Below are 21,531 nucleotides of genomic sequence, written 5' to 3' on the forward strand. Positions count from 1 at the left end.
GGGCGGGGCGAACGAGCGGCCTCAGGCGTCGGGAGGCGCGGTGTCGCGCGGTGCGGCCAGCGCCATGAGCTGAGCGGCCACCGTGTTGAGCAGTTCGCGCGACAACTTCGGGTCCGACACCGCACGTGACATCGTCAGGGCGCCGACGCAGGCGCTGAAGATCAGCATCGCCCGGGCGTCCCGGTCGCCAGCGCCGGGCGGCAGCCCCGAGGCGATCAGCGCGAGCAGGCGTCGTAGCCGCTCGGTGTAGAGCGCGCGGGCCTCGCCGCCGCTTGTGCCCGCCTCGTTGAGAAACGCCGCGATGCCGCAACTCGTTGCCGGCGCATCGCGATGCGACGCACTCAGGTAGACGCGGATGGCCTGCCGCAAGTCGGCGCGGGCGCGTTGCGTCCAATGGTCGGTGTCGAGAAACGCCTCGGCCATCGCCTCGCGCACGAACGCCTCGCGGGTGGCGAAGTGCTTGTAGAAACCGCCCATGGTCAGCCCGGCTTCCTCCATGATGTCCGCCACGCCAATGCCGCGCAGACCGTGCATGCGCAGGCGCCGCGCGGCAATCGTGACGATGCGCGCGTGCGTGGCCTGCTTCGAGGCTTGTGAGTGTCCCATTGGCGTTGCGGGTCAGGGCAGCAATACACGTACTCTAACGGATATTCTGCAGGACGCGCTCGCCGCAACGCGCGCGGTCTTGAAGAAAATCGACCAGTAACTTCCCGACAGGAGATAGCGCATCGAAGTCGCGTGAACAGATCGCGAACCTGCGTCGAGCCCATTCGTCGCGCAACGGGATGGCGCGAATGCCGAGCGCCTGCGCAACAGGCGCCGCAATCTCAAGCGGGATGATGGCCAGCCCAAGATCGGCACGCACGCAGCGCAACGCGGCGTCGAACGTCGATACGACTGCCCGATAGTCAATACGGCGGCCGAGAATGGCGGCATGCCGGTTCAGCATGGTTTGCACGGCGGTCTGCGCCGGCATGCCGATATGCCTGTAGTCCAGGGTTTGTGAGAATTCGCAGTGATCGGCACGCGCCAGTGCATGCGAGGCATGCACGATCGCTGCCAGATGGTCCGCTCGATATGGGCGCGTCTGAATCCCCTCCAGATCGGCCGCGTCCCAGCAAATGGCCAGCGGCGCCGAGCCTTCGCGCAGCGACCGCACGACGTCGATGCTCAGGCTTTCCTCGATCGTGATCCCGACTTCCTGGTGACCTGGAATCTGAAGAAACGCGGCGATATCGTCAGGCAACGACTCCGCCATCGAGGAAACGGTGGCCAGCAAACGGATCTGACCGCGAATGCCGGCGCCAAAGTCGGCCATGTCGCGTGCAACACGATCCGCGGCAGCCAGCATGGCTCGCGCGTGCGTCAGCACGATTTCGCCGGCGGCGGTGGGCACCACGCCACGCCGGCGCCGCTCCAGCAGGCTTGCGCCAACGGTCTCCTCCAGTTGCGCCAGCCGCTTGCTGATGGCGGATGCCACGATGTGCTGTTGTTCGCCGGCGCGCGCAATGTTCTGTGTTTCGCACACGGCGACAAACAGCCGAAGGGTGGTCAGATCGAGATCTCTCATGCCCTGATTGTAGGCTGAGACATTCCGATTCGGAACGATGAGGATCTCAAAAGATCGCTTCTGTTCGTTTTTGGAACGATATAAAGTTGCCGGTATCGCCTGAACCCCGGCGCCTTTCTGCCATCGCAAGCTATGACCACTGTTCCAGACATTGCCCCACTGGCCACCTGGCCGGCGCGTGCCGTGATTCGCGAAGTCGGATTGCGCGACGGGCTCCAGAGTATCCAGACCATCGTACCCACCGAGCAGAAGAAGGCGTGGATTCGCGGTGCCCATGCCGCGGGCCAGCGCGAGATCGAGGTTGGCTCGTTCGTGCCGGCAAGGCTGCTGCCGCAACTGGCCGATACCGGCGAGCTGGTTGCGTATGCACGTACGCTGCCGGGGCTGTTTGTCTCGGTGCTGGTGCCCAACCTGCGTGGCGCGGAAAGCGCCATCGACAGCGGCGCCGACCTGATGATCGTGCCGCTGTCCGCCAGCCATGCGCATAGCCTCGCGAATTTGCGCAAGACACCTGATGACGTGGTGGCCGAGGTGGCGCGTATCCGCGCGGCGCGCGACGCCGCCGGAGCCAGGACGCTGATCGAAGGCGGCGTGGGCACGGCTTTCGGCTGCACGCTGCAAGGCCATGTGGACCCCGAAGACGTGCTGCGGTTGATGCAGGCGCTGCTCGATGCGGGTGCCGATCGCGTGAGCCTTGCCGACACGGTCGGCTATGCCGATCCGCGCATGGTGCGCGAACTGTTCGAGCGCGCCATCGCGATTGCCGGCGAGCGCTTCTGGTGCGGCCACTTCCACGACACGCGCGGCCTGGGCCTGGCCAACGTGCTGGCGGCGGTGCAAACCGGAGTCACGCGTTTCGATGCCTGCCTGGCTGGCATTGGCGGCTGCCCGCACGCGCCCGGCGCAAGCGGCAACGTCACGACCGAGGATCTCGCATTCATGCTGGCCAGCATGGGCATCGAGACCGGCGTCGACATCGACGCGCTGCTGGCGCTACGCCAGCAGGTTCAAGGCTGGCTCGACGGAGAAGCGCTGCACGGCACGCTGTGGCGCGCCGGATTGCCCAGAACATTTGCTGCCGGTGCCCGCCGCGCGGCGGCCTGATCGACACCATGAACCAAACCATGCAACAAGAGAGCACACCGCTGCCGCTGGCCGGCATTCGCGTCGTCGAATTCACCCATATGGTGATGGGGCCCACCTGCGGCATGATCCTGGCGGACCTTGGCGCCGAGGTGATCAAGGTGGAGCCACCGGGCGGCGACAAAACCCGCAATCTTCCTGGTCTCGGCATCGGCTTCTTCCGTGCCTTCAACCGGAACAAGAAAAGCGTGGTGCTGGACATCACCACCGAGGAAGGGCGCGCCACGGCCGCTGAACTGGCGGGCCAATGCGACGTGTTGCTTGAAAACTTCCGCCCCGGTCTGATGGAAAAACTCGGACTTGACTACGCGACGCTGGCGGCCAGGTACCCGCACCTGATCTACGTCTCGCACAAGGGCTTCCTGCCCGGGCCGTACGAGAAGCGCCTGGCGCTGGACGAAGTGGTGCAGATGATGGGCGGCTTGTCTTATATGACGGGGCCGAAGGGCCGGCCGCTGCGAGCGGGCACCTCGGTCAACGACATCATGGGCGGCATGTTCGGTGCCATTGGCGTACTGGCTGCACTGCGCGAACGCGACCATACGGGCCGAGGACAGGAGATCCAGAGCGCGCTGTTCGAAAACTGCGTGTTCCTGGCGTCGCAGCATATGCAGCAGTTCGCGATGACGGGCGAAGCGCCGCCGCCGATGCCGTCGCGCGTGTCGGCATGGAGCGTCTACGACGTGTTCACGCTCGCTGCCGGCGAGCAGCTCTTCATCGGCGCGGTCAGCGACAAGCAGTTCGCGACGCTTTGCCACGTGCTCGGCCACCCGCAGTTGACTGAGCGGCCCGAATACCGTGACAACGCATCGCGCGTGGCCGTGCGACCGCAGTTGCTGGAAGAACTGGGAGCAATCCTTCAACACCATCGCGCTGAAGCGTTGATGCCGCAGCTCGAAGTAGCCGGCATTCCCTATGCACCGATCGTCCGGCCGGACCAGTTGTTCGACGATCCGCACCTGAAGGAAAGTGGTGGCTTGGTGCCGATGCAGGTGGACGACGGCTCGATCGCACCCACGGTACTGTTGCCACTGCTCATGGGGGGAAGGCGCCCCGGCGTCAGGCATCCGTTGCCGAAGCCCGGCGAGCATAACGAGGAAGTGCTCGGACGAATTGCCAAGCCTGGCTAACCAAGCCTCGCCGTATCTTGGTTCCTATAACAAAGCATGACGGAGACAACCATGAATTCACGCCCCCGATGGAAGGCCGTGGCCGCTGCCACCGCCTTTTCGCTCTGCACCGCGCTGCCCGCGCTGGCCCAAAGCGGCAAGCCGGTGCGGTTGATCCTGCCGATCAGCGCGGGCTCCGGCGTCGATGCCATCGCACGCACCGCAGGCCCCGCGCTTGGCAAGGCGCTGGGCCAACCCGTGGTGATCGAGAACCTGCCAGGGGCGGGCGGCATCACCGGCGCCGCTGCCGTGGTCAAGGCACAGCCTGACGGGACGACGCTGGGACTGGTCTCGAACAATCACGTGATCAATCCGAGCGTATTCAAGTCCATGCCCTTCGACCCGGTCAAGGACGTTACCCCCATCAGCGTGATTGGCGCCACGCAGCTCGTGCTTGTGGTCAATCCGAAAGTCCCTGCGAAGAATGTCAGGGAATTGGTCGCGCTCCTCAAGGCGAAGCCCGACGCCTACAACTATGCGTCTTCCGGTAACGGTACGATCATCCATCTCGCCGGCGAGATGTTCCTCAGCGAAGCCGGCGTCAAGGCCAATCATATCCCCTACAAGGGAACGGGCCCGATGGTGACTGACCTCTTGGGCGGGCAGGTGGACATGGGCGTCGTCGCACTCAATGCTGCCTTGCCCTATCTGAAGGCCGGAACCTTGCGTGCCATTGGCCTGTGTGGCGATGCGCGCTCGCCCGTGGCACCCGACGTGCCCACTATCGCCGAACAGGGCCTGCCCGGCTACAGCGTCGAAGGCTGGTTCGCCGTAATCGGCCCCGCCAACATGAAGCCTGCCGACGTGAAGCGCGTGCATGATGCTTTTGCCACAGCGTTTTCCAGCCCTGAGGTGGTGGAAGCATTGAAGAAGCAGGCAACAGTCATCAAGCCGGGCTCGCCCGAGGCCGCTGCCCAGTACTTCCATACCGAAGCAGACCGTTACGCCGGCCTGGTGAAGAAGGCTAACGTGAAAGTCGAATGATCCATCCCATCGAGAACATGCCCGTCTGCCAACTCGGCGAACAGCCGTGCGCGAGCTGACACAGGAAGAGGTCAGCAATCTGCGCGCCAATGCCGATGACTATGCCCGGCGCGCAGCGCTGTTGCAGCGCTTGCGGCTGGAGCGCATCGATTTGTATCAGTTCCATGCACCTGATCCGAACGTGCCATTTGCCGAGTCGGGCGGAGCCCTGGCTGAGGGCAGAAAGGCAATGCCGAGACGCTCGCACGCGGCGAGCACATCCGGCACTCGATCCATCGATCACCTCGAAGATAACGTGCACGCAGCCGCCCTCAGGCTGGCGCCAGGAGACTTCGACGCTTTGAGATGAAGCGGCGCTGAAGCTTGCGCGTGGCGATCGTCCGGGCGCGACTCATTCGATGCTTCCCGCAAACCTTTCAGCCAACCGCTCCCGCTCGAACGTCTCGACAACGAAATCGACAAAGACCCGTGTTTTCGCCGGCAGCAGCGCTCGCGTCGCGTAATAGATCGAGATCGCGCCGGCATCCGCGTACCAGCGCGGTAGCAATCGCACGAGTTCGCCCCGCTCGATCGACGACAGCACGTCCGACACGGCCAGCAGCGCAACGCCCAGTCCGAGAATCGCAGCCTCGCGGATCGCTGCCGGGTCGTTGACCATCATGGTTTCGCCGAGCCGCGCGAGCATTTCGCCGCCCACGGTGTTGCGCATCGTCCGGTGGTGCACGCGGCCGGTACGGCCGGAGCGCATCACGATGCCGTCGAGGCCTGCAAGATCACCGGGATCGGTCGGCGGCACGCGGCCGGCCATGTAGGCCGGAGACGCCACCGCCACGAGGTGCGCGGGCGCCAATGTGCGCGACACGACGCCCGGCGCGAGATCGAATCCACCACCCAGCGCCGCATCGTATCCCTCTCCGATCAGGTCGACCTGTCGGTTCTCGAAGTGCCAATCCGGACGAATCATCGGATAGCGCGTGAGGAATGCCGGTAGCAGCGGCATCACGTACGTGATGCCGAAGGTCGGCGCCATGCTGACTTTCAGCACGCCAGCCGGTTCGCTGCGATCGTTCGAGACGGACGCAATCGCAGCCTGCAGCGCGTCCAGATTGCCGCCGATTTCCACAAGAAAGCGCTCACCCGCCGCGGTCAGCGTGAGCTTGCGCGTCGAGCGTTGGAATAGTCGCACGCCAAGATTGCGTTCGAGCAGCGCAACGTTCCGGCTGACCGCGGCGGGCGTCAGCGCAAGACGCCGCGCGGCTGCGGAGAAGCTGCCCGTTTCGGCGCTGCGTACGAACGATTCGAGGTTGGCGAGGGTTTCCATCCGGGAATCTTAAAGCGTTAATTGAAAATAATTCAAGCAATTCCTGGCTAATCATCGAGTAATGAAGGCGGCAATATTCACTGGCCTTACTACTTGATTCATCACCCTTCACATTCACAAGGAGAATCGCCATGAGCACTATCGGTATCATTGGAGCAGGCGCCATCGGGTCCGCGTTCGCGAGAGCGCTGGCGGGCAAAGGCGTCGAAGCCATCATTGCGAACAGCCGAGGCCCGGGCTCACTCGCAGACCTCGCGCGCGAGCTCGGCCCTTCGATCACGCCGGGAACGCGCGAACAAGCGGCCGCGCAGGACATCGTCCTTGTCGCAGTCAACTGGTCGAAGCTGCCGACTGCCCTGCACGGGCTGCCGGACTTCGGCGGACGCATCGTGATTGACGCGAACAACCCAATCGAGGCGCCACTGTTCAAACCGGCGGAATTGCATGGCCGGACGTCGAGCGACATCTTCGCGGAGCGCGTGCCGGGCGCACGCGTCGTGAAGGCGTTCAACCATCTTCCGGCGCACCTCATCTCCGATGATCCGCAGGCCGAGGGCGGACGCCGGGTGCTGTTCTTCGCGGGAGACGACGCGCATGCGAAGGCGGCAGTGAGCGGACTGATCGAGCGGCTCGGCTTCTTCGGCATCGACCTGGGTTCACTCGAAGCCGGGGGCCGGCTGGTTCAAATCCCGGGCGGCCCGTTGCCGGTGCACAATCTCGTCAAATTGGGATAGCAAAAGGAATGCGAAAGGCGCCGTATATCGCGCCTTTCGCACAAGAACCCAGACACGCCCCACGGGTGGCGGACGCTCGGCCTGCGAACGGCCCGCATCGTATCCGGGTGCCAATGCCTACGGCCGGAAGGTGCTTTCGCTTCGATGAGGCAGGAACATCGGATCCCATTTTTTGCCTACACTTTTTCCGGACTGACGCTGTATTCTTTTACAACCGCTCCGGTGGAACAGCCCGCACATTCACGGGAGCCCCTTCGATTGGCTTTCCGGTTCTCCGGTTCTCCGGTTTTCCGAGGACGTGTACGTGGTCCCCCATGTCCAAGAACTTCAAATGCTCCGAGGGCAGCGACCGAACCCTGCTGTACTTCGGTTGGCTGACCCTGTTCATCCATCTGGCAACGCCCGCCGGTTACCTGGTTGATATACAGACGTCGTACCTACTCAAGAACCAGTTGCATGCGACGGCGACGCAGATCTCGACATTCCGGCTGGTTACGGGCATACCAGCGTATTTCGCGTTCGCTTTTGGCCTCGCGCGCGACCAATGGAACCCGCTGGGAATGCGGGATCGCGGCTTCTTCCTGATGTTCGCTCCGGTGACCGCGGTGGCATTCGTCTGGATGGCGTTTTCAGGTTTCTCATACGCGGGACTGGTCATCGGGATGCTGCTGGCAATGCTGTCGTCCCGATTTGTCGCCGCGGCCTATCAGGGGTTGATCGCTCTGGTGGGCCAGGAGAAGCTCATGTCCGGGCGCCTGAGCGCTCTGTTGAACGTGGTCGGCTCCGTCCCGGTCGTTGCGGGAGCGTTCGCTTCAGGGTACATCTCCGATCATCTTGCCGCGAAGGAAACCTTCCTCCTGGTGGCGATGGTCACTTTATTGATCGCCGTGTCGGGGCTCTTGAAGCCCGTTTCCGTCTTCGGCCACATCTACGAGAAGCCGCGAGCCAAGGGCGCGGATCTCGTTGGGAATGTCAGGCGGCTGGTGAAGCATAAGGCCGTCTATCCAGCGGTTCTCATCTGCTTTCTGTGGAACTTCGCGCCAGGATCGGCCACTCCGCTGCAGTTCTATCTGACCAATGAGCTGCATGCATCGGATGCCGTTTACTCGTACTACAACGGGATCTTTGCCGCCGCGTTCATCCCGACATTTTTGCTGTATGGCTTTCTGTGCAAGAAAGTATCGCTGAACAAGCTGCTGTGGTGGGGAACGATCGTCGCAGTGCCGCAGATGATTCCGCTGGCATTCATTCACTCGGCCAATCTCGCGCTTGTATTGGCGGCACCGATAGGGCTGATGGGCGGTGTAGCCACGGCAGCATACTTCGATCTCGCGATGCGGTCGTGTCCGCCAGGCTTGCAAGGAACCTTGATGATGCTGGTGGATGGCGTTTTCGCGCTCTCGGCGCGTGCCGGCGATCTACTGGGCTCATGGATCTATAACAGCAGCCCAACGCACGGATTCACATATTGTGTGATCGCGACGACCGTGGTGTACGCACTGATCCTGCTMTTGATCCCGCTGACGCCGAAAGCATTGATTGCTACCAGGGATGGCGAATCAAACCCGGAGGTCGAGGCCGAGGTGCTGAACGAGATCCAGGAAACTGGGCGTACATAGACTCCCGTGGCCGTTCTCTCAGCCTTGCTGGTCGGCAGATGATCGGCCAACTTGCCGCAGCGGTCATTCGGCCCGGCACCACCGACCGGAATCCGGGCACACGCTGGCCCTTGCACCGTTAAGCCAGACTTGCTCTTCATTCAGTTGCAACGAGGTCGAAGGGGCGATGTCGAAGGCAACCTCAAGTGCGTGCCCGACATGGGCATTTTCGAAGGGAAGCTCCCAGGTCAGGAATAGTTGGGTGCAATCCTGGTCGGGCGGGAAGTCGGCCACATCAAAACCGCTGCTGCGGCGTTGAATTACGCCATGAGGCTGGCAAGTATCGAATATCACAGCGGTGCCGCGGGACAGGGGGATTCGATGACCCAAAGAGGGAAAATGCAAGTCCTGGCCCCTGTCCTCGCTCAGGAAGAGATTGCAGAAGGCCGCACCGCCATATTGCGTACCGTCATGGTGGTACTTCGCGCCGCGGCAGGCCATGAGGGCTACGTCACTGGAGGCAAGCACCCCAGGCAGTCCAAGCGCGCACGCCCAATCGGACACTGCCTGCACGCAGCGCGTGTAGTCCGGCCAGCGCGCTCGCGCTCGTGCCAAAGGCATTGCCTCGACATCCCCGGGTTCCAGGACCAGGCGGGACGATGTTTCCCTTGCCCAATCTGCAAGCAGACGCGCAGGGGGCTCAGGCACGTCGACCGTGCCTGACAGCACGATGTCACTCACGCGTCGACTGCGGATGGCATCGCCACTCCAGAAATAGGAAGTGAGGAGGTCTTGTACTCGGTGCTGTTGAGGGCGGTGGCTCATCTGGATCAGTGTAATGCGGCTGCCTGGGTAATGTAGCACTTCGATATCAAAAACCCGCCGCTGGATGCCGAGGTGCTCTAAAGTGGAGGCCCGCCTGGAAAAACGCCCTTCAAGGCTAAGCTCGAAGGGCGTCATGCACTAAGCGCCGCGCTCAGTGCTTCGAGATAGCGGCCTGCTCGATGAGGGCTGCGACAGCAGCGGGCTTCGACTCGTATACCGCATGGCTGCCCGAAGTTTCAACGACCGTGGCGCCGGCGCGCTTGGACATCGCGCGCTGGGCGTCCGGCGGAATCATCTTGTCGTCCTTGGTGACCAGGTACCAGCTCGGCTTCGCACGCCAGGCAGCCGAGGTGACTTCACCAGCCAGAGCGTCCACGCCCCATGGCACCTGGGCGTTCGCCAGGAAGGAGGCACGTTCGGCCTTCACGTCGCCAGCGAAGGCCGCGGCGAACTTCGTCTTGTCCAGCATCAGGAAGCCATTGACCGGCGGCAGGATGGGGGGCGCCGGCGCGCCGGGAGGGGGATTGGCGATCAGTTTTTGAACGGATTCGCCTTTGTCCGGGGCGAACGCCGCAATGTAGACCAGGCGCGAGACCTTGGGGTCGTTGCCGGCCTCCGTGATGACCACTCCCCCGTACGAATGGCCCACCAGAACCACGGGGCCTTCCTGCGCATCGACCACCGCTTTGGTGGTAGCGACATCGGTCGCAAGCGACGTCGTGGGGTTCTGAACGATGCTGACATTGAAGCCCTTGGCCTTCAGGAGCTTGTATACCAATTCCCAGCCGCCACCGTCGACGAAGCCGCCGTGGACGAGTACCACGTTGTTAACACGGTCGGCGGCAGCGGCAGTGCTTGGCGACATGGCACCGATAGCCAGGGAAGCAAAGCCCAGCACGCCAAGAACGGTGCGCCAGGAAGAGACAGGTTTGGGTTGCATCTGATACCTCGTCGACAGGATGTAATGGAAGAATGTGCTCGTCAGGCGTGACTGCCGTCGGAGGTCAATTGCACGGCGGCATTCAGATCGTGGAAGCCGTGACCGCTTCGGCGGCCGCCTCGATCAGTTCGGCCACGCCACCGGGCTGAGACACGTAGATCGCGTGGCTTCCGTCGAGTTCGACGGCGATGGAGCCCGCACGCATCGCCATGGCGCGCTGGGCGTCGGGCGGGATCATCCGGTCGTCCCTGGCGATCAGGTACCAGCTCGGCTTCGTCCTCCAGGCTGGCATGGTGGCCGCGCCATTCAGTGCGTCGGGGCCCCACGGGATCTGGGAGTCGGCCATGAAGGCCGCCTTGGCAGGGGCGAGATCCGCCGCGAAAGCCTCGGCGAATTTGTTCTGGTCCAGCAGGAGAAAGTCGTTCGGCTGCGGCCGGATCGGCGGAACAGGCGCACCTGGCGCAGGATTGGCGATCAGCGTCGCAACGGACTCGCCGGCGTCCGGTGCGAACGCCGTGATATACACCAGCCCCGCCACCTTGGCATGGTTGCCGGCTTCCGTGATGACCACGCCGCCATAGGAATGGCCGACCAGGATGACGGGCTTCTCCTGCGCGTCGATGGCGGCATGGGTTGCCGCCACGTCGCCGGCAAGCGATTCGGTGGCGTTCTGGACCACGCTGACATCGAAGCCGTTCCGCTTCAGGACCGTGTAGACGCCCTCCCAGCCGGAGCCATCCACGAAGCCGCCATGCACGAGCACGATGGCCGTCTGGTTCGCGACCGACGGCGCGGCCGATGGTAGGATTGTCATTTCGTCTGCCTCCCCTTGTAGCCTGCGGTGATTTTTCCGCGCGGCCAGGTGGACCAAAGGGCCGCCGCGTCGTGGAGCAGTATCGCGACGGCAAGCGCTGGCGTATTGAAGGGCTGCCGAATAATGTCCGAATAATTCCCGAAACTGTTGTGGCACGGAGTCATATGCAGGGACAGCGTTTCACCTTTGGTTCGTTCTTACTGAATCTCGACAACGGGACGCTGCAGCGCAAGGGGGAGCGCGTGGCGCTTGGGCGCCGGGGCATCCTGCTTCTGGCCGCTCTGCTCAGGCGGCAGGGAGAGATCGTCACCAAGGCGGAGCTCATGGATGCGGCCTGGCCCGGGACCCCCGTCGAGGAGAGCAATCTTTCGGTTCAGATCGCTTTGCTGCGAAAGGCGGTGGGCCTCGCGCCCGACGGCGAGGGGTGGATCACCACCATTCCGCGCATTGGATATTGCTTTAAGGTTTCCATTACGACTTCGCAAGAGGCTGTCGACCAGCCTTCATCCAAGCCGTCACTGGCGATCCTTGCGTTCGCCAATCTCAGCAACGATACCGATCAGGACTTCTTCGCCGACGGGCTGGCCGACGAGATCGTCACGACGTTATCGAAGATCCCGGGCCTGATCGTGATCGCCCGAAGCTCCAGCTTTGCCTACAAGGGCATGCCCATGGACGTGCGACGCATCGCCAGCGAGCTCGGCGCCCGCTACATCGTCGACGGGAGTATCCGGAAGAGCGGCGACCGCATCCGCGTGGTCGCACAATTGAGTGATGGGATAAGCGGTAGCCATTTGTGGGCCGAACGATACGACCGGGAGCTCCATGACATGTTCGCGGTGCAGGACGAGGTCGCCCGAAAGATCGTTGCCGAACTCAGCGCCGCGTTGAGCCCGGCCGAGGTCGCGCTATGGCCCGGCGTTGCATCCGGCGGAACGACGCATATGGAGGCCTACCAGTGCTTCCTGCGTGGCCGGGCGATGCAGCGGGGCGCGACGCAGAATGTTGCCGTCTTCGAGCGGACGAGCGACCTGTTCCGGCAGGCGATCGCTCTCGATCCCGGCTATCCGGCCCCCTATGCGGCGCTAGGCATGGCCCTCGCCCAGGCCCATTACAATCGCTGGACCGACGACCCCGAACGCTCGCTCGCCGAAGCCGGGGAACTGGCCGACAAAGCGATCGAGCGCGACCCGGGCGAGCCGTTCGCGCACGGCGTGGCCGCATTGGTCGCGATGTACCGGAAAGACTTTCGGCGCTGGGCTCTCGAAGTCGACGAAGCGCTCTCGCTCAACCCGAACTTCGCCCCGGCACTGTCTCTCCGGGCAACGCTGAACATCTATTCGGGTCACCCTCGGGTGGCGATTCGCGACCTGGAGCGGGCCATGCGGCTCGATCCCTATTTCACCCAGGGCTATCTGCACCATCTCGGCGTGGCCCATATCGTTGCCGGCGACTATGAGACAGCCGTAGCGATCCTGCGGGAGCGCATCCTCCTTGTCCCCCAGACAGACATGAGCCGGGCGTATCTCGCTTCGGCACTCGGGAACCTTGGTTATCTCGACGAAGCGCGTGGCATCTGGGACGAGCTCATCGCCATCAACCCGGCCTACTCGTTCGCCGACCGCATCGCCCGTATGCCCTTCAGGAATCCGGAGGATCTGGCCCGCATCGCGAAGGGTCTCGACAGAGCCGGATTGCCTACATCCTCCAGCACGCTTCCCTGAGTATCGGCTTTGCCGCGGTCGCGCGACGGCAGGCAATCGGGGGGCAAGTTCCCAGATCGCCTGGCCGTCACCTTCAGGACTTGATGAACGCCAGCAGGTCGGCATTGATCGTGTCCGCTTCCGTGGTGGGCATGCCGTGCGGGAACCCTTTGTAGGTTTTCAGCGTGCCGTTCTTCAGCAACTTGGCGCTCAGCGGCGCGGAGTCCGCGTAGGGTACGATCTGATCATCGTCGCCGTGCATCACCAGCGTCGGCACCGAGATCTTCTTCAGATCCGCGGTAAAGTCCGTCTGGGAGAAGGCGACAATGCCGTCGTAGTGCGCCTTGGCGCCCCCTTCCATGCCCTGGCGCCACCAGTTCTGGATGACCCCTTCGGCCGCTTTGGCGCCCGGCCGGTTATAGCCGTAGAACGGTCCAGCGGCGATGTCGCGGTAAAACTGCGACCGGTTGTTGGCAACCTGCGTCTGGAATCCGTCGAAGACGTCCTTGGGCAACCCTCCCGGATTCGTGGCCGTCTTGACCATCAGCGGCGGTACGGCGCTGATCAGCACCGCCTTGGCCACGCGGCTCTCGCCGTGCCGTGCCAGATAGCGCACGACCTCGCCGCCCCCGGTGGAGTGGCCAACGTGGATGGCGTGCTTCAGATCCAGATGCGCGGTAACAGCCGCGAGGTCGTCGGCATAGTGATCCATATCGTGGCCGTCGGCCGTCTGGGTCGAACGCCCGTGACCCCGGCGGTCATGCGCGATAACCCGAAAGCCGTGGTTCAGAAAGAACATCATCTGGGCGTCCCAGTCGTCGGCGCTCAGCGGCCAGCCGTGCGAGAAGACGATTGGCTGGCCCTTTCCCCAATCCTTGTAGAAGATGTCAATGCCGTCTTTGGTCTTGATCGTGTTCATCGCCTGGTCTCCAGGGTTGTGGCCGCCAGGGGCCGAAGTCTTTGTGGCGGGCCCGGCGGCAAACGTTGCGAAAGGCATCGCGGCGAACGCACCGACGGCCGCGGCGGCTTTTAAAAGCGCACGACGCGTTGCCATGAGCCGCGTTGGTAGATGCAGATTTTCCATATGGTTAGTTCTCCCTCTCTGCCATCACTGAATCACTGAACTAGTGGTGATGCGCTCTTCCTGTTCAGCCTTTCAGTTCAACCTCGAAGGTGATCATGAAAAAATGCCACCGTTCGCGCGTTTGCCTGCGACGCGGCGGCCGCGTCGTAATGCGTGCCCTGGTGCCGGGCAAATGCGTGGGAGCACCCGGGATACGTATGTATTTCAACGCCTTTCGGCGCCAATTCCTTGGCAATGGCGGCCTGTGCCGTCGTGGAGATGTACTCGTCCAGATCGCCGAAGTGCATCAGGAGTGGCCCACTCAAACGAGGACCTTCGCCGAGAAACTCTTCAGTCCTGCCGCCGTAGTAGCAGACGCCTGCATCGACGCCACCCCGCACGGCAACCAGATAGGTCAGTAAGCCACCCAGGCAGAATCCCATGACACCCACCTTGCCGGTGCACCACGTCATGGCCCTTGCGTGTTCCACGGTAGCCTGGACGTCCGCGACCGCCGTATCGAGGTTGAGCGCCCGGTAGAGCGCAAATGCTTTTGGCGAGTCGGTCGTCTCGTACAACTGGAGCATGGGTTCCTGACGCCAATAGAGATCCGGAGAAACGGCAATCAGTCCGTTCGCTGCGAGTTCATCACAGGTCGCGCGGAGGTCTGCGTTGACGCCGAACGCCTCCTGGAGGACAACCACTGCTGGTGCGGGTATGGTTTTCGGCTCCGCCATATAGGCGTAGAAACTCCCGTCCGGCGTAACGATGTCAATGCGAGAGTTCATGATGCTCATCCTGAATAGGTGATCTTGCCGACTGGCACACCCACGCTTCACGACGATAGCGCCTCGTCGTTTGTGTCACCGCGCTGTGTGATGTGAATCTATCCGCCAGCTTTCCTGGCGCTCGCCCCTGGGACGATCAGCGTCCGATTGGAAGAAAGTGTAGGTCGGAATTGGGCAAGGACGGGTCAAGCGTGGTGAATCGCGGTAAATCCCGGTAAAGTCGCGAACCCGCGCGCCGGCGGGGAGCGCAATGCGATCTCTCGCCCGTCATGCGCGTGGCCGGCCAGCAGGCAGGCCCAATTGCCTATGGCATCCATGCCCGTCAGGGCATGTTGTCCAGCATCGCCTTGGCCGCTCGCATATCCGCAGTGCCGAATCCCTCGGTAAAGCGGGCGCATGTATCCGCAAGCAGATCTTTCGCCTGTTCCTCACGGCCCTGCGTCATCTGCAACCGGGCAAGGCTTGTGGCAACACGCAATTCCCACGACAGCGCGCCTTGCTGCCGCGCTAGCGCGAAGGACTTCTGAAAGTGATTCTCGGCTTCAGGCGCCCCGTTGGAGCCGGCTTCGAGCAACAACAGTTCGCCCTTGACGCGCAGCAGTTCCGGCATGCACCACAGTTCGTCGTTACGCCTGGATTGCGCCAGCGCTTCGTTGATCGCCGCCCGCGCGCGGGCAATCTCCCCGAAGCTTCCCAGGGCCCCCGCGTAYTCACAGAGTGCCGCCGTGTGATACAGGACGAATCCTGCTTCACGGAGTTCATCCACCGCTTCGCCAAGCAGTAGCAATCCTGCCCTGCGATCGCCACTCCTGAACTTCAATATGCCACTGAAACAGCGGCCCATGCTCTGCCAGAGCGGCAGTTCATGCTGCACTGAATGTTCGAGCAGCGTTGATACGCTCCGTTGCGCTGCTGTCATATCGCCCGTGAGCAATGCAATCGGGCATGCCGCCTGCCCCAGCGCATAGCATAGTGAGAGAGAATGTCCCAGTGCTTGCGCGTCGGCAGCGCCGCCTTCGGCCTCGTGCATGGCTTGGTCAGGGAACCCTTGCAACCAAAGGATTCGAGAAAGAAACGCGCGTCCGGCGACAGACTGGTCAAACTGAAAGCGAACAATCTGTGTTCGGATACTGCCCGAGAGCGGGCGGCCAAGCATGAGATTGAAGTGGTGTCGTGCCCCCCGCTGCTCGCCCAGGAAATGCAGTGAGGTGCCGATCAATCGTTCGCTGACGAACAGGGCCACAGGATCCGTCGTCCTGGAAGCAAGAACGGCAAATTGTTTTGCAAGCGATAGCCCGCTTCGATGCTTGCCGCCCGTGACGCACACAACCCAAAGCCCCCATAGTGCGCGTAATCGATAGTCTATGTCTCCAAGCTCCTCAGCGATTTCCAAAACCCTGGTCCAGACGGTTCCGGATTCCGCTCCAGGTCCGATGGAATACAACGCCACGCCGAGCGCGGTCAAAAGCTGCATTTCCTGATACCTGCCTCCGCCCGCGCTGTGCTTCACGCTTTCGAGCGCGCGATTTACGCGCAGGCGACACTCGTTCACTAGTGACAAATGCAGCCACAACGGCACTGCCGCAATGGTAAGGCACACGCCGATGGTGGGATCGCCGCTTGGGGAAAATGCCCAGTCCAGCGCTGCGCGGACATTGTCGACATGGGCTCCATAGGCGACTGGCCAGTCCCCATTGCGCCGCAGGGCAGCTTCCACGGCCGCTCGCTCCAGCAGACCGAGATAGTATTTGGCATGACTTCGCGCCGCCTGCTCGAACTCACCGTGATTCAGCAGTTTCTTGCGCGCATAGGCGGCTGTCGTGTCGAGGAGACGATAGCGTGCGACTGTACTGCCTACATCGGCCGAGACAAGCGATTTGTCAACGAGGTCGGCGACGCCATTGAGGACGTCCGACTGCGTGACGGCACCGCTTGCAGCCACTTCGCCAGCTGCCGCCAGATCGAAATAGCCTGCGAAGATCCCCAGCCTGCGCAGGATCACACGCTCAAGTCCCGACAGATAATCGTAGCTCCAGTCGAGCGTTACCATGAGCGTCTGATGACGTGGCGGCGCGTTGCGCCAACCGCTCGTCAGCAGACGAAAGCGATCGTCAAGCTGCGTCGCTACACCTTGAAGGCCGAAGGCGTCCACGCGGGCCGCCGCCAACTCGATCGCCAGTGGGTTGCCGTCGAGCTCGCGGCAGATATCGGCGGTGACCGGCGCGTCCATGTCGGTCAGGCGGAACGCATCAAAGCGTTCGGCAGTGCGCTCCACGAACAACTGGATGGACGCAAAGGTGAGCGCCTTATCAGCCGTCAGCGCCTCCGACGAGGCAGGCGTCTTCAGCGGCGGCAGGCGCTGGACACTTTCGCCTGGCAGCCTCAGCGGTTCGCGACTGGTCGCCAGGATGTGCAAGCCAGAGGTACCTTCGAGCAACGCCGACGCGGTCACCGCCACCGCGGCAACGACATGCTCGCAACTATCGAGCACGATGAGCATCTGCTTGTCCGCAAGGAAAGCAATCAGGTTCGGGACCGGATTGCCTGAACGCACCGGGACCCCTAGCATGGTGGCTAGTGCGCTCGGCACGAGCAGGGAGTCGGCCAGCGGCGCCAGATCAACGAAGCCGCCGCCGTCCTTTTGTGTCCCGACGAGCTTGGCAGCGACCGCGAGCGCTACGGTAGTCTTGCCGATGCCGCCCGGTCCGACGATGGTCACCAGGCGGTTTTTGGACAGTTTCTCGATGATCGCCTCGACAATATCCTCGCGGCCGAGGATGCGTGTAAGCGGAGACGGTATATGGCAAGGGTGCGAGCCGGCACCAACTTGGGCAGTCGGCTGCGCCGACTGCCGAGGGTGCACGACCGGCGCGACGAATCTGTAGCCGCGGCCAGGCACATTCACCAGGTATCGATTGCCGTCCCGACCATCGCCCAACGCTTTACGCAGTGCGGCGATATGGACTTTGAGATTACCGTCTTCGACAACGGTATCCGGCCAAACTCGCGCGACCAGGTCCCTTTTACTGACCATTTCCCCTGGCTGCTCGACCAAAGCAACCAGGATTTCGAGTGCGCGACTTCCGAGGTGAACAGGCTTGTCTGCTTGCAGCAACATTTGTTGTGCCGGAAACAGGTGGAATGGCCCGAACGTGATGGCGTCGTCGACCGGAGGGATGACAGGAGACACGCGTTCCCCCGATGCTGAAAGCTTGTTTTACAAAGCATAGGCTATGTCCCAGCGATCGAACACGAACGGCCGCCGTGAATTGCCGCTTACTCGTCCCGCCTGCGTAAGCGGCGATAACAGCACCTAAACCGTCATTCAAAAAACTGCCCCCTCTTCAGGAGGGGGAATATCTCCCGACTGTTGCCGTTAATCTTTGTGCAGTCTGATTCCGAATCCATTCGCCAATTAACCAATTAACCAATTAACCAATTCGGAATGTGGCTGCCCATGCCATAGGCAGAAGGCGCGACGCGAAGACGATCGCGGCAAACAATTGAAACGGGAACGGGATGGCAGCGCAATGGCCAGGCTTGCCGACTACAGCCATGGCCTATGGGCCCATCCTTAGCGCCAACGTCCCTACGGGACAAGGGGATAGACAGTGAAATTCGCCAACATGACCATCAAGGGCAAGCTCTTGCTGAGCTTCAGCGCGTTAGCCATGATCGCGCTAGCTGTTTCCGCCTTATCGCTGCACGCACTGCATCAGACGATGGACGGTTTCTCCCGCTACCTGCAAGGCATGAACGCACGCGCCGAGATAGCCGCCAAGGTGCGCACCGCGGTCGACCGCCGCGCCATTGCTGCGCGCAACCTGGTGCTGGTCACCACACCCGAGGATCTGGCAATAGAAAAGGCCGAAGCGCTGCGTGCCCATGACGACGTACAGGCGCGCCTGGCGCGGCTCAATGAGATGATGGCCACAGCCAGCGACGCCAGCGATACCGCGCGCAACCTGGTACGCGAGATCAACCGCGTGGAGTCGCGCTATGGTCCCGTGGCAACCGACATCGTCGGGCTTGCGCTTGCCGGCAAGCGCGATGAAGCCATCCAGAAGATGAACGCGCAATGCCGGCCCTTGCTGGCCGCGCTGGTGAAGGCCACCGGTACCTATTCCGAATTCACGGCGGCCCGACAGGCCGATACCGTGCGCCAGATGGAAGCAGACTACGCCGCGCAGCGCAACCTGGTGATGGTCATGTCAATTGCCGCCGTGGTGCTGGCCGCGCTGGGCGGGCTGCTGATCACGCGCGCGATCACCGCGCCGCTGCAAATGGCCGTCGAGGTGGCGCAAACGGTGGCGCGCGGCGACCTGGGCAGCAGGATTGCCGTGGTGGCGCGGGACGAGACCGGCCGGCTGCTGTCGGCCCTGCGCGATATGAACGAGCGCCTGACCGAGATTGTTTCCCGCGTGCGCCAGAGCAGCGGCAGCATTGCCGACGCCTCGGCGGAGATTGCCGCGGGCAATGCGGACCTGAACCGCCGCACCGAAGAGCAAGCCGCGTCGCTCGAGGAAACCGCCGCCAGCATGGAGGAACTGACCGCCACGGTACGCCTGAGCAGCGAGAGTGCCAAACAGGCCAATGAACTGGCCCGGGAGGCTGCCGATATCGCGCAGGGCGGCAGCACGGCGGTGGGCCGGGTCGTCGATACGATGCAGGGCATCAGCGCCAGTTCTGCCAAGATTGCCGATATCACCGGCATGATCGAAGGGATCGCCTTCCAGACCAATATCCTGGCGCTGAACGCGGCGGTGGAGGCCGCCCGGGCCGGCGAGCAGGGCCGCGGCTTTGCCGTGGTGGCCACCGAGGTGCGCAGCCTGGCGCAGCGCTCATCCAGCGCCGCCAAGGAGATCAAGGAACTGATCGCGGGCTCGCTCCAGCAGATCAAGGACGGCGCCACGCTGGCAGGTGAAGCGGGGCAGACCATGCAATCGGTGACCAAGGCCGTGGCGCGCGTGAGCACCATCGTGGAAGACATCGCCGGCGCGTCGCTGGAGCAGAGCCGCGGCATCGAGCAGGTGAACCTGGCGATCTCGCAGATGGACCAGGTGACGCAGCAGAACGCGGCCATGGTCGAACAAGCCGCCAGCGCATCCCTCGCGCTGCAGGAGCAGGGCCGGCAACTCAACGAGGTGGTGGCGTTCTTCCGCCTGCCCGGCGCCGAGCCGACGCATGCGCTGGCGGGCGGCAGGCAGGCGCGGAGCCCCGTTTCCATCGCCGTGGCCTGATCGCGGGGCCGTTGCCACGGAGGATGCCGGCCCCGGTCGTGGGCCGTCGCCTCCGTCAGGCCACGCGCATCCGCATCCGCATCCGCATCCGCATTTGCATCCGCATGACTGAAGACGCATAGGTCCTCTGCGGCTTGATGGTGCGCGCAAATTGTCAGCCGCTCTTCATCTCAAAACCCTGCCTTATGCAGCGGACCATCCCAGCCATCCAGGAACTTTGGCAACTGATCGTCCACGTCCACCACGCGATGCCGGTAAAACAGGTGCATGGCCGGCTGCAAAGCCTCCGGCAGTTCTCCACCGGCCGCCCGCGCGAAGAGGCTGTTGGGAATGACCGACATGCCAAGGCGATTGGTGCCGAACAGCGTCTCGCCGCACTGCGGGCAAAACTGGCGCTCAAGTTGCCGGGTGCTGTGGTGGTACGTCACCAGGTATTCGGCGCCGCGCTCCACCACGACGTTGGCCGGTTCCCAGGCCGTGGCGGCAAACATCGGCGCCGCATAGTAATCCCGGCAAGCCTGGCAATGGCAATTGGCCTTGGCCACTGGCGCTCCGGCAATGCGCAGCCGGACCTTGCCGCAAAGGCACTCCAACGTAGCGGGGATCGTCATGGGCGTTGTCTCCTGTCTTTTTAACGACGAGGGGCATTCTACTTGGCGGCGCGCCACGCTGCTCGGCGCCCGCTGGCCGGTCATCCGGCGATGGCCGCGTCCAGCATGGCGCCGAACGAAGACAGGCGCCGGCATTACAATGCAGCCTTGCAGTCGTGGTCTTGACGTCAAGGCTGGCGGCTCGTTTTTTTGCCCTCCCCCGTACACCCTATGTCTTCGCTTCCTCCCTCAGACAATCGCATCTGGTTCGATGGCGCCGCCGGCCGCATCGAGGCCCTGACGGATTCGCCGCATCGTCCGCCCAAGGGCATCGCGCTGATCGCGCACCCGCATCCGCTGCTTGGCGGCAGCGCCGGGCACAAGATTCCGGTGGCGCTGGCCCGGATCTTCCAGGCGCGGGGCTATCTGGCCGTGCGGCCCAACTTCCGGGGAGTGGGCGGCACGCAAGGCAGCCACGATGCGGGGGAGGGCGAGACCGACGATCTGCTTGTGGTCGTCCGGCATCTCAGGCAGGCGCACCCGGGCCTGCCGCTGGCGCTGGCCGGATTCTCGTTCGGCGCCTATGTGCAGACGCGAGTGATCAAGCAACTGTTGGAGGACGGCGAGCAGATCGCGCGCCTGATCCTGGCTGGCATGCCGGCTGGGCCGGCGGCCGGCGGGCGCACCTACGACACGCCCGCGGTGCCTGCCGATGCCCTGGTCATCCACGGCGAACTGGACACCAACGTACCGCTGCAAGCGGTGTTCGACTGGGCGCGCCCGCAGGCGCTGCCCGTTGTGGTGGTCCCCGGCGCGAACCATTTCTTCACCGGCAAGCTGCCCGTGTTCCAGCGCGCCGTGGCGGAGTATCTCGATAGCCGCCAAAGGCTTGGCCGGGCTGCGAGCTGATATGACTCCCCGTGTCAATCGAGATTGGTTTGATTCAGTTTCACAGTTCCATGTTGTTCCTCACCCAATTTCCTGAGGGCGACGTAGCAGTAAGTCTCGACGGTGGATCACGCTGATATCCGCGGGTTGGCTACCGCATT

General features: G+C 63.1%; 19 protein-coding genes. 9 read left to right on the forward strand and 10 right to left on the reverse strand.

The features are described from left to right. Nucleotides 1-21 precede the first annotated feature (21 nt). Together AC1DQ3_RS14350 and AC1DQ3_RS14355 are read right to left on the reverse strand one after the other, a co-directional pair. A complete protein-coding gene (locus AC1DQ3_RS14350; RefSeq protein WP_477120849.1) occupies nucleotides 22-606 on the reverse strand; it encodes a TetR/AcrR family transcriptional regulator in 585 nt (194 codons plus the stop codon). Between the two features lie 34 nt (nucleotides 607-640). Further along, nucleotides 641-1,570 carry a LysR family transcriptional regulator gene (locus AC1DQ3_RS14355; RefSeq protein ID WP_477120850.1) on the reverse strand — a complete coding sequence of 310 codons (930 nt, stop codon included), beginning with the start codon at nucleotides 1,568-1,570 and terminating at the stop codon, nucleotides 641-643. 132 nt (nucleotides 1,571-1,702) lie between these two features. On the opposite strand from AC1DQ3_RS14355, the gene AC1DQ3_RS14360 reads away from it, so the two are divergent. Genes AC1DQ3_RS14360 through AC1DQ3_RS14375 form a run of 4 tightly spaced genes read left to right on the forward strand, consistent with a single transcriptional unit; the run spans nucleotide 1,703 to nucleotide 5,215 of the window. Next, nucleotides 1,703-2,674, forward strand: coding sequence for a hydroxymethylglutaryl-CoA lyase (locus AC1DQ3_RS14360; RefSeq protein ID WP_477120851.1), 972 nt, complete (start codon nucleotides 1,703-1,705; stop codon nucleotides 2,672-2,674). 20 nt (nucleotides 2,675-2,694) lie between these two features. Beyond that, the gene (locus tag AC1DQ3_RS14365; RefSeq protein ID WP_477120852.1) at nucleotides 2,695-3,843 is read left to right on the forward strand and encodes a CaiB/BaiF CoA transferase family protein; all 1,149 of its coding nucleotides are present in this window, start codon (nucleotides 2,695-2,697) and stop codon (nucleotides 3,841-3,843) included. Nucleotides 3,844-3,894: 51 nt separating this feature from the next. Next, nucleotides 3,895-4,866: a tripartite tricarboxylate transporter substrate binding protein gene (locus tag AC1DQ3_RS14370; RefSeq protein WP_477120853.1), complete on the forward strand. Its 972-nt coding sequence runs from the start codon at nucleotides 3,895-3,897 to the stop codon at nucleotides 4,864-4,866. Nucleotides 4,867-4,912: 46 nt separating this feature from the next. Then, nucleotides 4,913-5,215, forward strand: coding sequence for an aldo/keto reductase (locus AC1DQ3_RS14375; protein WP_477120854.1), 303 nt, complete (start codon nucleotides 4,913-4,915; stop codon nucleotides 5,213-5,215). Nucleotides 5,216-5,257: 42 nt separating this feature from the next. Here AC1DQ3_RS14375 and AC1DQ3_RS14380 read toward each other — a convergent pair whose 3' ends face one another. Further along, nucleotides 5,258-6,187 (reverse strand): LysR substrate-binding domain-containing protein, encoded by a 930-nt coding sequence (locus AC1DQ3_RS14380; RefSeq protein WP_477120855.1) that lies wholly within the window; start codon nucleotides 6,185-6,187, stop codon nucleotides 5,258-5,260. 131 nt (nucleotides 6,188-6,318) lie between these two features. Here AC1DQ3_RS14380 and AC1DQ3_RS14385 point away from each other — a divergent pair, with 131 nt between their 5' ends. Then, entirely contained in the window at nucleotides 6,319-6,921 is a 603-nt protein-coding gene (locus AC1DQ3_RS14385) for an NADPH-dependent F420 reductase (protein ID WP_477120856.1), read from the forward strand. 314 nt (nucleotides 6,922-7,235) lie between these two features. Beyond that, on the forward strand, nucleotides 7,236-8,540 hold the full coding sequence (locus AC1DQ3_RS14390; protein WP_477120857.1) for an MFS transporter: 1,305 nt from the start codon (nucleotides 7,236-7,238) through the stop codon (nucleotides 8,538-8,540). 63 nt (nucleotides 8,541-8,603) lie between these two features. On the opposite strand, the gene AC1DQ3_RS14395 is transcribed toward AC1DQ3_RS14390, so the two are convergent. The 3 genes from AC1DQ3_RS14395 to AC1DQ3_RS14405 form a co-directional block, all read right to left on the reverse strand. Next, nucleotides 8,604-9,344 (reverse strand): hypothetical protein, encoded by a 741-nt coding sequence (locus AC1DQ3_RS14395; RefSeq protein WP_477120871.1) that lies wholly within the window; start codon nucleotides 9,342-9,344, stop codon nucleotides 8,604-8,606. Nucleotides 9,345-9,495: 151 nt separating this feature from the next. Then, complete coding sequence (locus tag AC1DQ3_RS14400; RefSeq protein WP_477120858.1) at nucleotides 9,496-10,284, reverse strand: alpha/beta fold hydrolase; 789 nt, start codon at nucleotides 10,282-10,284, stop codon at nucleotides 9,496-9,498. An 82-nt stretch (nucleotides 10,285-10,366) separates the two neighbouring features. Further along, nucleotides 10,367-11,098, reverse strand: a complete 732-nt coding sequence (locus AC1DQ3_RS14405; protein ID WP_477120859.1) for an alpha/beta hydrolase — start codon at nucleotides 11,096-11,098, stop codon at nucleotides 10,367-10,369. A 71-nt stretch (nucleotides 11,099-11,169) separates the two neighbouring features. On the opposite strand from AC1DQ3_RS14405, the gene AC1DQ3_RS14410 reads away from it, so the two are divergent. Then, nucleotides 11,170-12,822, forward strand: coding sequence for a winged helix-turn-helix domain-containing tetratricopeptide repeat protein (locus AC1DQ3_RS14410; RefSeq protein WP_477120860.1), 1,653 nt, complete (start codon nucleotides 11,170-11,172; stop codon nucleotides 12,820-12,822). A 73-nt stretch (nucleotides 12,823-12,895) separates the two neighbouring features. Here AC1DQ3_RS14410 and AC1DQ3_RS14415 read toward each other — a convergent pair whose 3' ends face one another. The 3 genes from AC1DQ3_RS14415 to AC1DQ3_RS14425 all read right to left on the reverse strand — a co-directional run bounded on the left by AC1DQ3_RS14415 (nucleotide 12,896) and on the right by AC1DQ3_RS14425 (nucleotide 17,842). After that, nucleotides 12,896-13,720, reverse strand: a complete 825-nt coding sequence (locus AC1DQ3_RS14415) for an alpha/beta fold hydrolase (RefSeq protein WP_477120872.1) — start codon at nucleotides 13,718-13,720, stop codon at nucleotides 12,896-12,898. 242 nt (nucleotides 13,721-13,962) lie between these two features. Next, a complete protein-coding gene (locus AC1DQ3_RS14420; RefSeq protein ID WP_477120861.1) occupies nucleotides 13,963-14,652 on the reverse strand; it encodes a dienelactone hydrolase family protein in 690 nt (229 codons plus the stop codon). Between the two features lie 322 nt (nucleotides 14,653-14,974). Next, on the reverse strand, nucleotides 14,975-17,842 hold the full coding sequence (locus AC1DQ3_RS14425) for an ATP-binding protein (RefSeq protein ID WP_477120862.1): 2,868 nt from the start codon (nucleotides 17,840-17,842) through the stop codon (nucleotides 14,975-14,977). A 436-nt stretch (nucleotides 17,843-18,278) separates the two neighbouring features. Here AC1DQ3_RS14425 and AC1DQ3_RS14430 point away from each other — a divergent pair, with 436 nt between their 5' ends. Continuing rightward, on the forward strand, nucleotides 18,279-19,892 hold the full coding sequence (locus AC1DQ3_RS14430; RefSeq protein ID WP_477120873.1) for a methyl-accepting chemotaxis protein: 1,614 nt from the start codon (nucleotides 18,279-18,281) through the stop codon (nucleotides 19,890-19,892). Nucleotides 19,893-20,062: 170 nt separating this feature from the next. Here the strand turns inward: AC1DQ3_RS14430 and AC1DQ3_RS14435 are convergent, their stop codons facing one another. Further along, complete coding sequence (locus tag AC1DQ3_RS14435; protein ID WP_477120863.1) at nucleotides 20,063-20,503, reverse strand: GFA family protein; 441 nt, start codon at nucleotides 20,501-20,503, stop codon at nucleotides 20,063-20,065. A 210-nt stretch (nucleotides 20,504-20,713) separates the two neighbouring features. Here AC1DQ3_RS14435 and AC1DQ3_RS14440 point away from each other — a divergent pair, with 210 nt between their 5' ends. Continuing rightward, entirely contained in the window at nucleotides 20,714-21,391 is a 678-nt protein-coding gene (locus tag AC1DQ3_RS14440; RefSeq protein ID WP_477120864.1) for an alpha/beta hydrolase, read from the forward strand. The last annotated feature ends 140 nt before the right edge of the window (nucleotides 21,392-21,531 follow it).

Source organism: Cupriavidus sp. 01T418 (assembly GCF_056398885.1).

Bases quoted from the DNA above. Each gene is read 5' to 3' on its own strand.
- AC1DQ3_RS14405 (WP_477120859.1), bottom strand. From the start codon at position 11,098: ATGACAATCCTACCATCGGCCGCGCCGTCGGTCGCGAACCAGACGGCC.
- AC1DQ3_RS14360 (WP_477120851.1), top strand. From the start codon at position 1,703: ATGACCACTGTTCCAGACATTGCCCCACTGGCCACCTGGCCGGCGCGT.
- AC1DQ3_RS14440 (WP_477120864.1), top strand. From the start codon at position 20,714: ATGTCTTCGCTTCCTCCCTCAGACAATCGCATCTGGTTCGATGGCGCC.
- AC1DQ3_RS14350 (WP_477120849.1), bottom strand. From the start codon at position 606: ATGGGACACTCACAAGCCTCGAAGCAGGCCACGCACGCGCGCATCGTC.
- AC1DQ3_RS14400 (WP_477120858.1), bottom strand. From the start codon at position 10,284: ATGCAACCCAAACCTGTCTCTTCCTGGCGCACCGTTCTTGGCGTGCTG.
- AC1DQ3_RS14385 (WP_477120856.1), top strand. From the start codon at position 6,319: ATGAGCACTATCGGTATCATTGGAGCAGGCGCCATCGGGTCCGCGTTC.
- AC1DQ3_RS14435 (WP_477120863.1), bottom strand. From the start codon at position 20,503: ATGACGATCCCCGCTACGTTGGAGTGCCTTTGCGGCAAGGTCCGGCTG.
- AC1DQ3_RS14415 (WP_477120872.1), bottom strand. From the start codon at position 13,720: ATGAACACGATCAAGACCAAAGACGGCATTGACATCTTCTACAAGGAT.
- AC1DQ3_RS14420 (WP_477120861.1), bottom strand. From the start codon at position 14,652: ATGAACTCTCGCATTGACATCGTTACGCCGGACGGGAGTTTCTACGCC.
- AC1DQ3_RS14430 (WP_477120873.1), top strand. From the start codon at position 18,279: ATGACCATCAAGGGCAAGCTCTTGCTGAGCTTCAGCGCGTTAGCCATG.
- AC1DQ3_RS14355 (WP_477120850.1), bottom strand. From the start codon at position 1,570: ATGAGAGATCTCGATCTGACCACCCTTCGGCTGTTTGTCGCCGTGTGC.
- AC1DQ3_RS14380 (WP_477120855.1), bottom strand. From the start codon at position 6,187: ATGGAAACCCTCGCCAACCTCGAATCGTTCGTACGCAGCGCCGAAACG.
- AC1DQ3_RS14370 (WP_477120853.1), top strand. From the start codon at position 3,895: ATGAATTCACGCCCCCGATGGAAGGCCGTGGCCGCTGCCACCGCCTTT.
- AC1DQ3_RS14395 (WP_477120871.1), bottom strand. From the start codon at position 9,344: ATGAGCCACCGCCCTCAACAGCACCGAGTACAAGACCTCCTCACTTCC.
- AC1DQ3_RS14365 (WP_477120852.1), top strand. From the start codon at position 2,695: ATGCAACAAGAGAGCACACCGCTGCCGCTGGCCGGCATTCGCGTCGTC.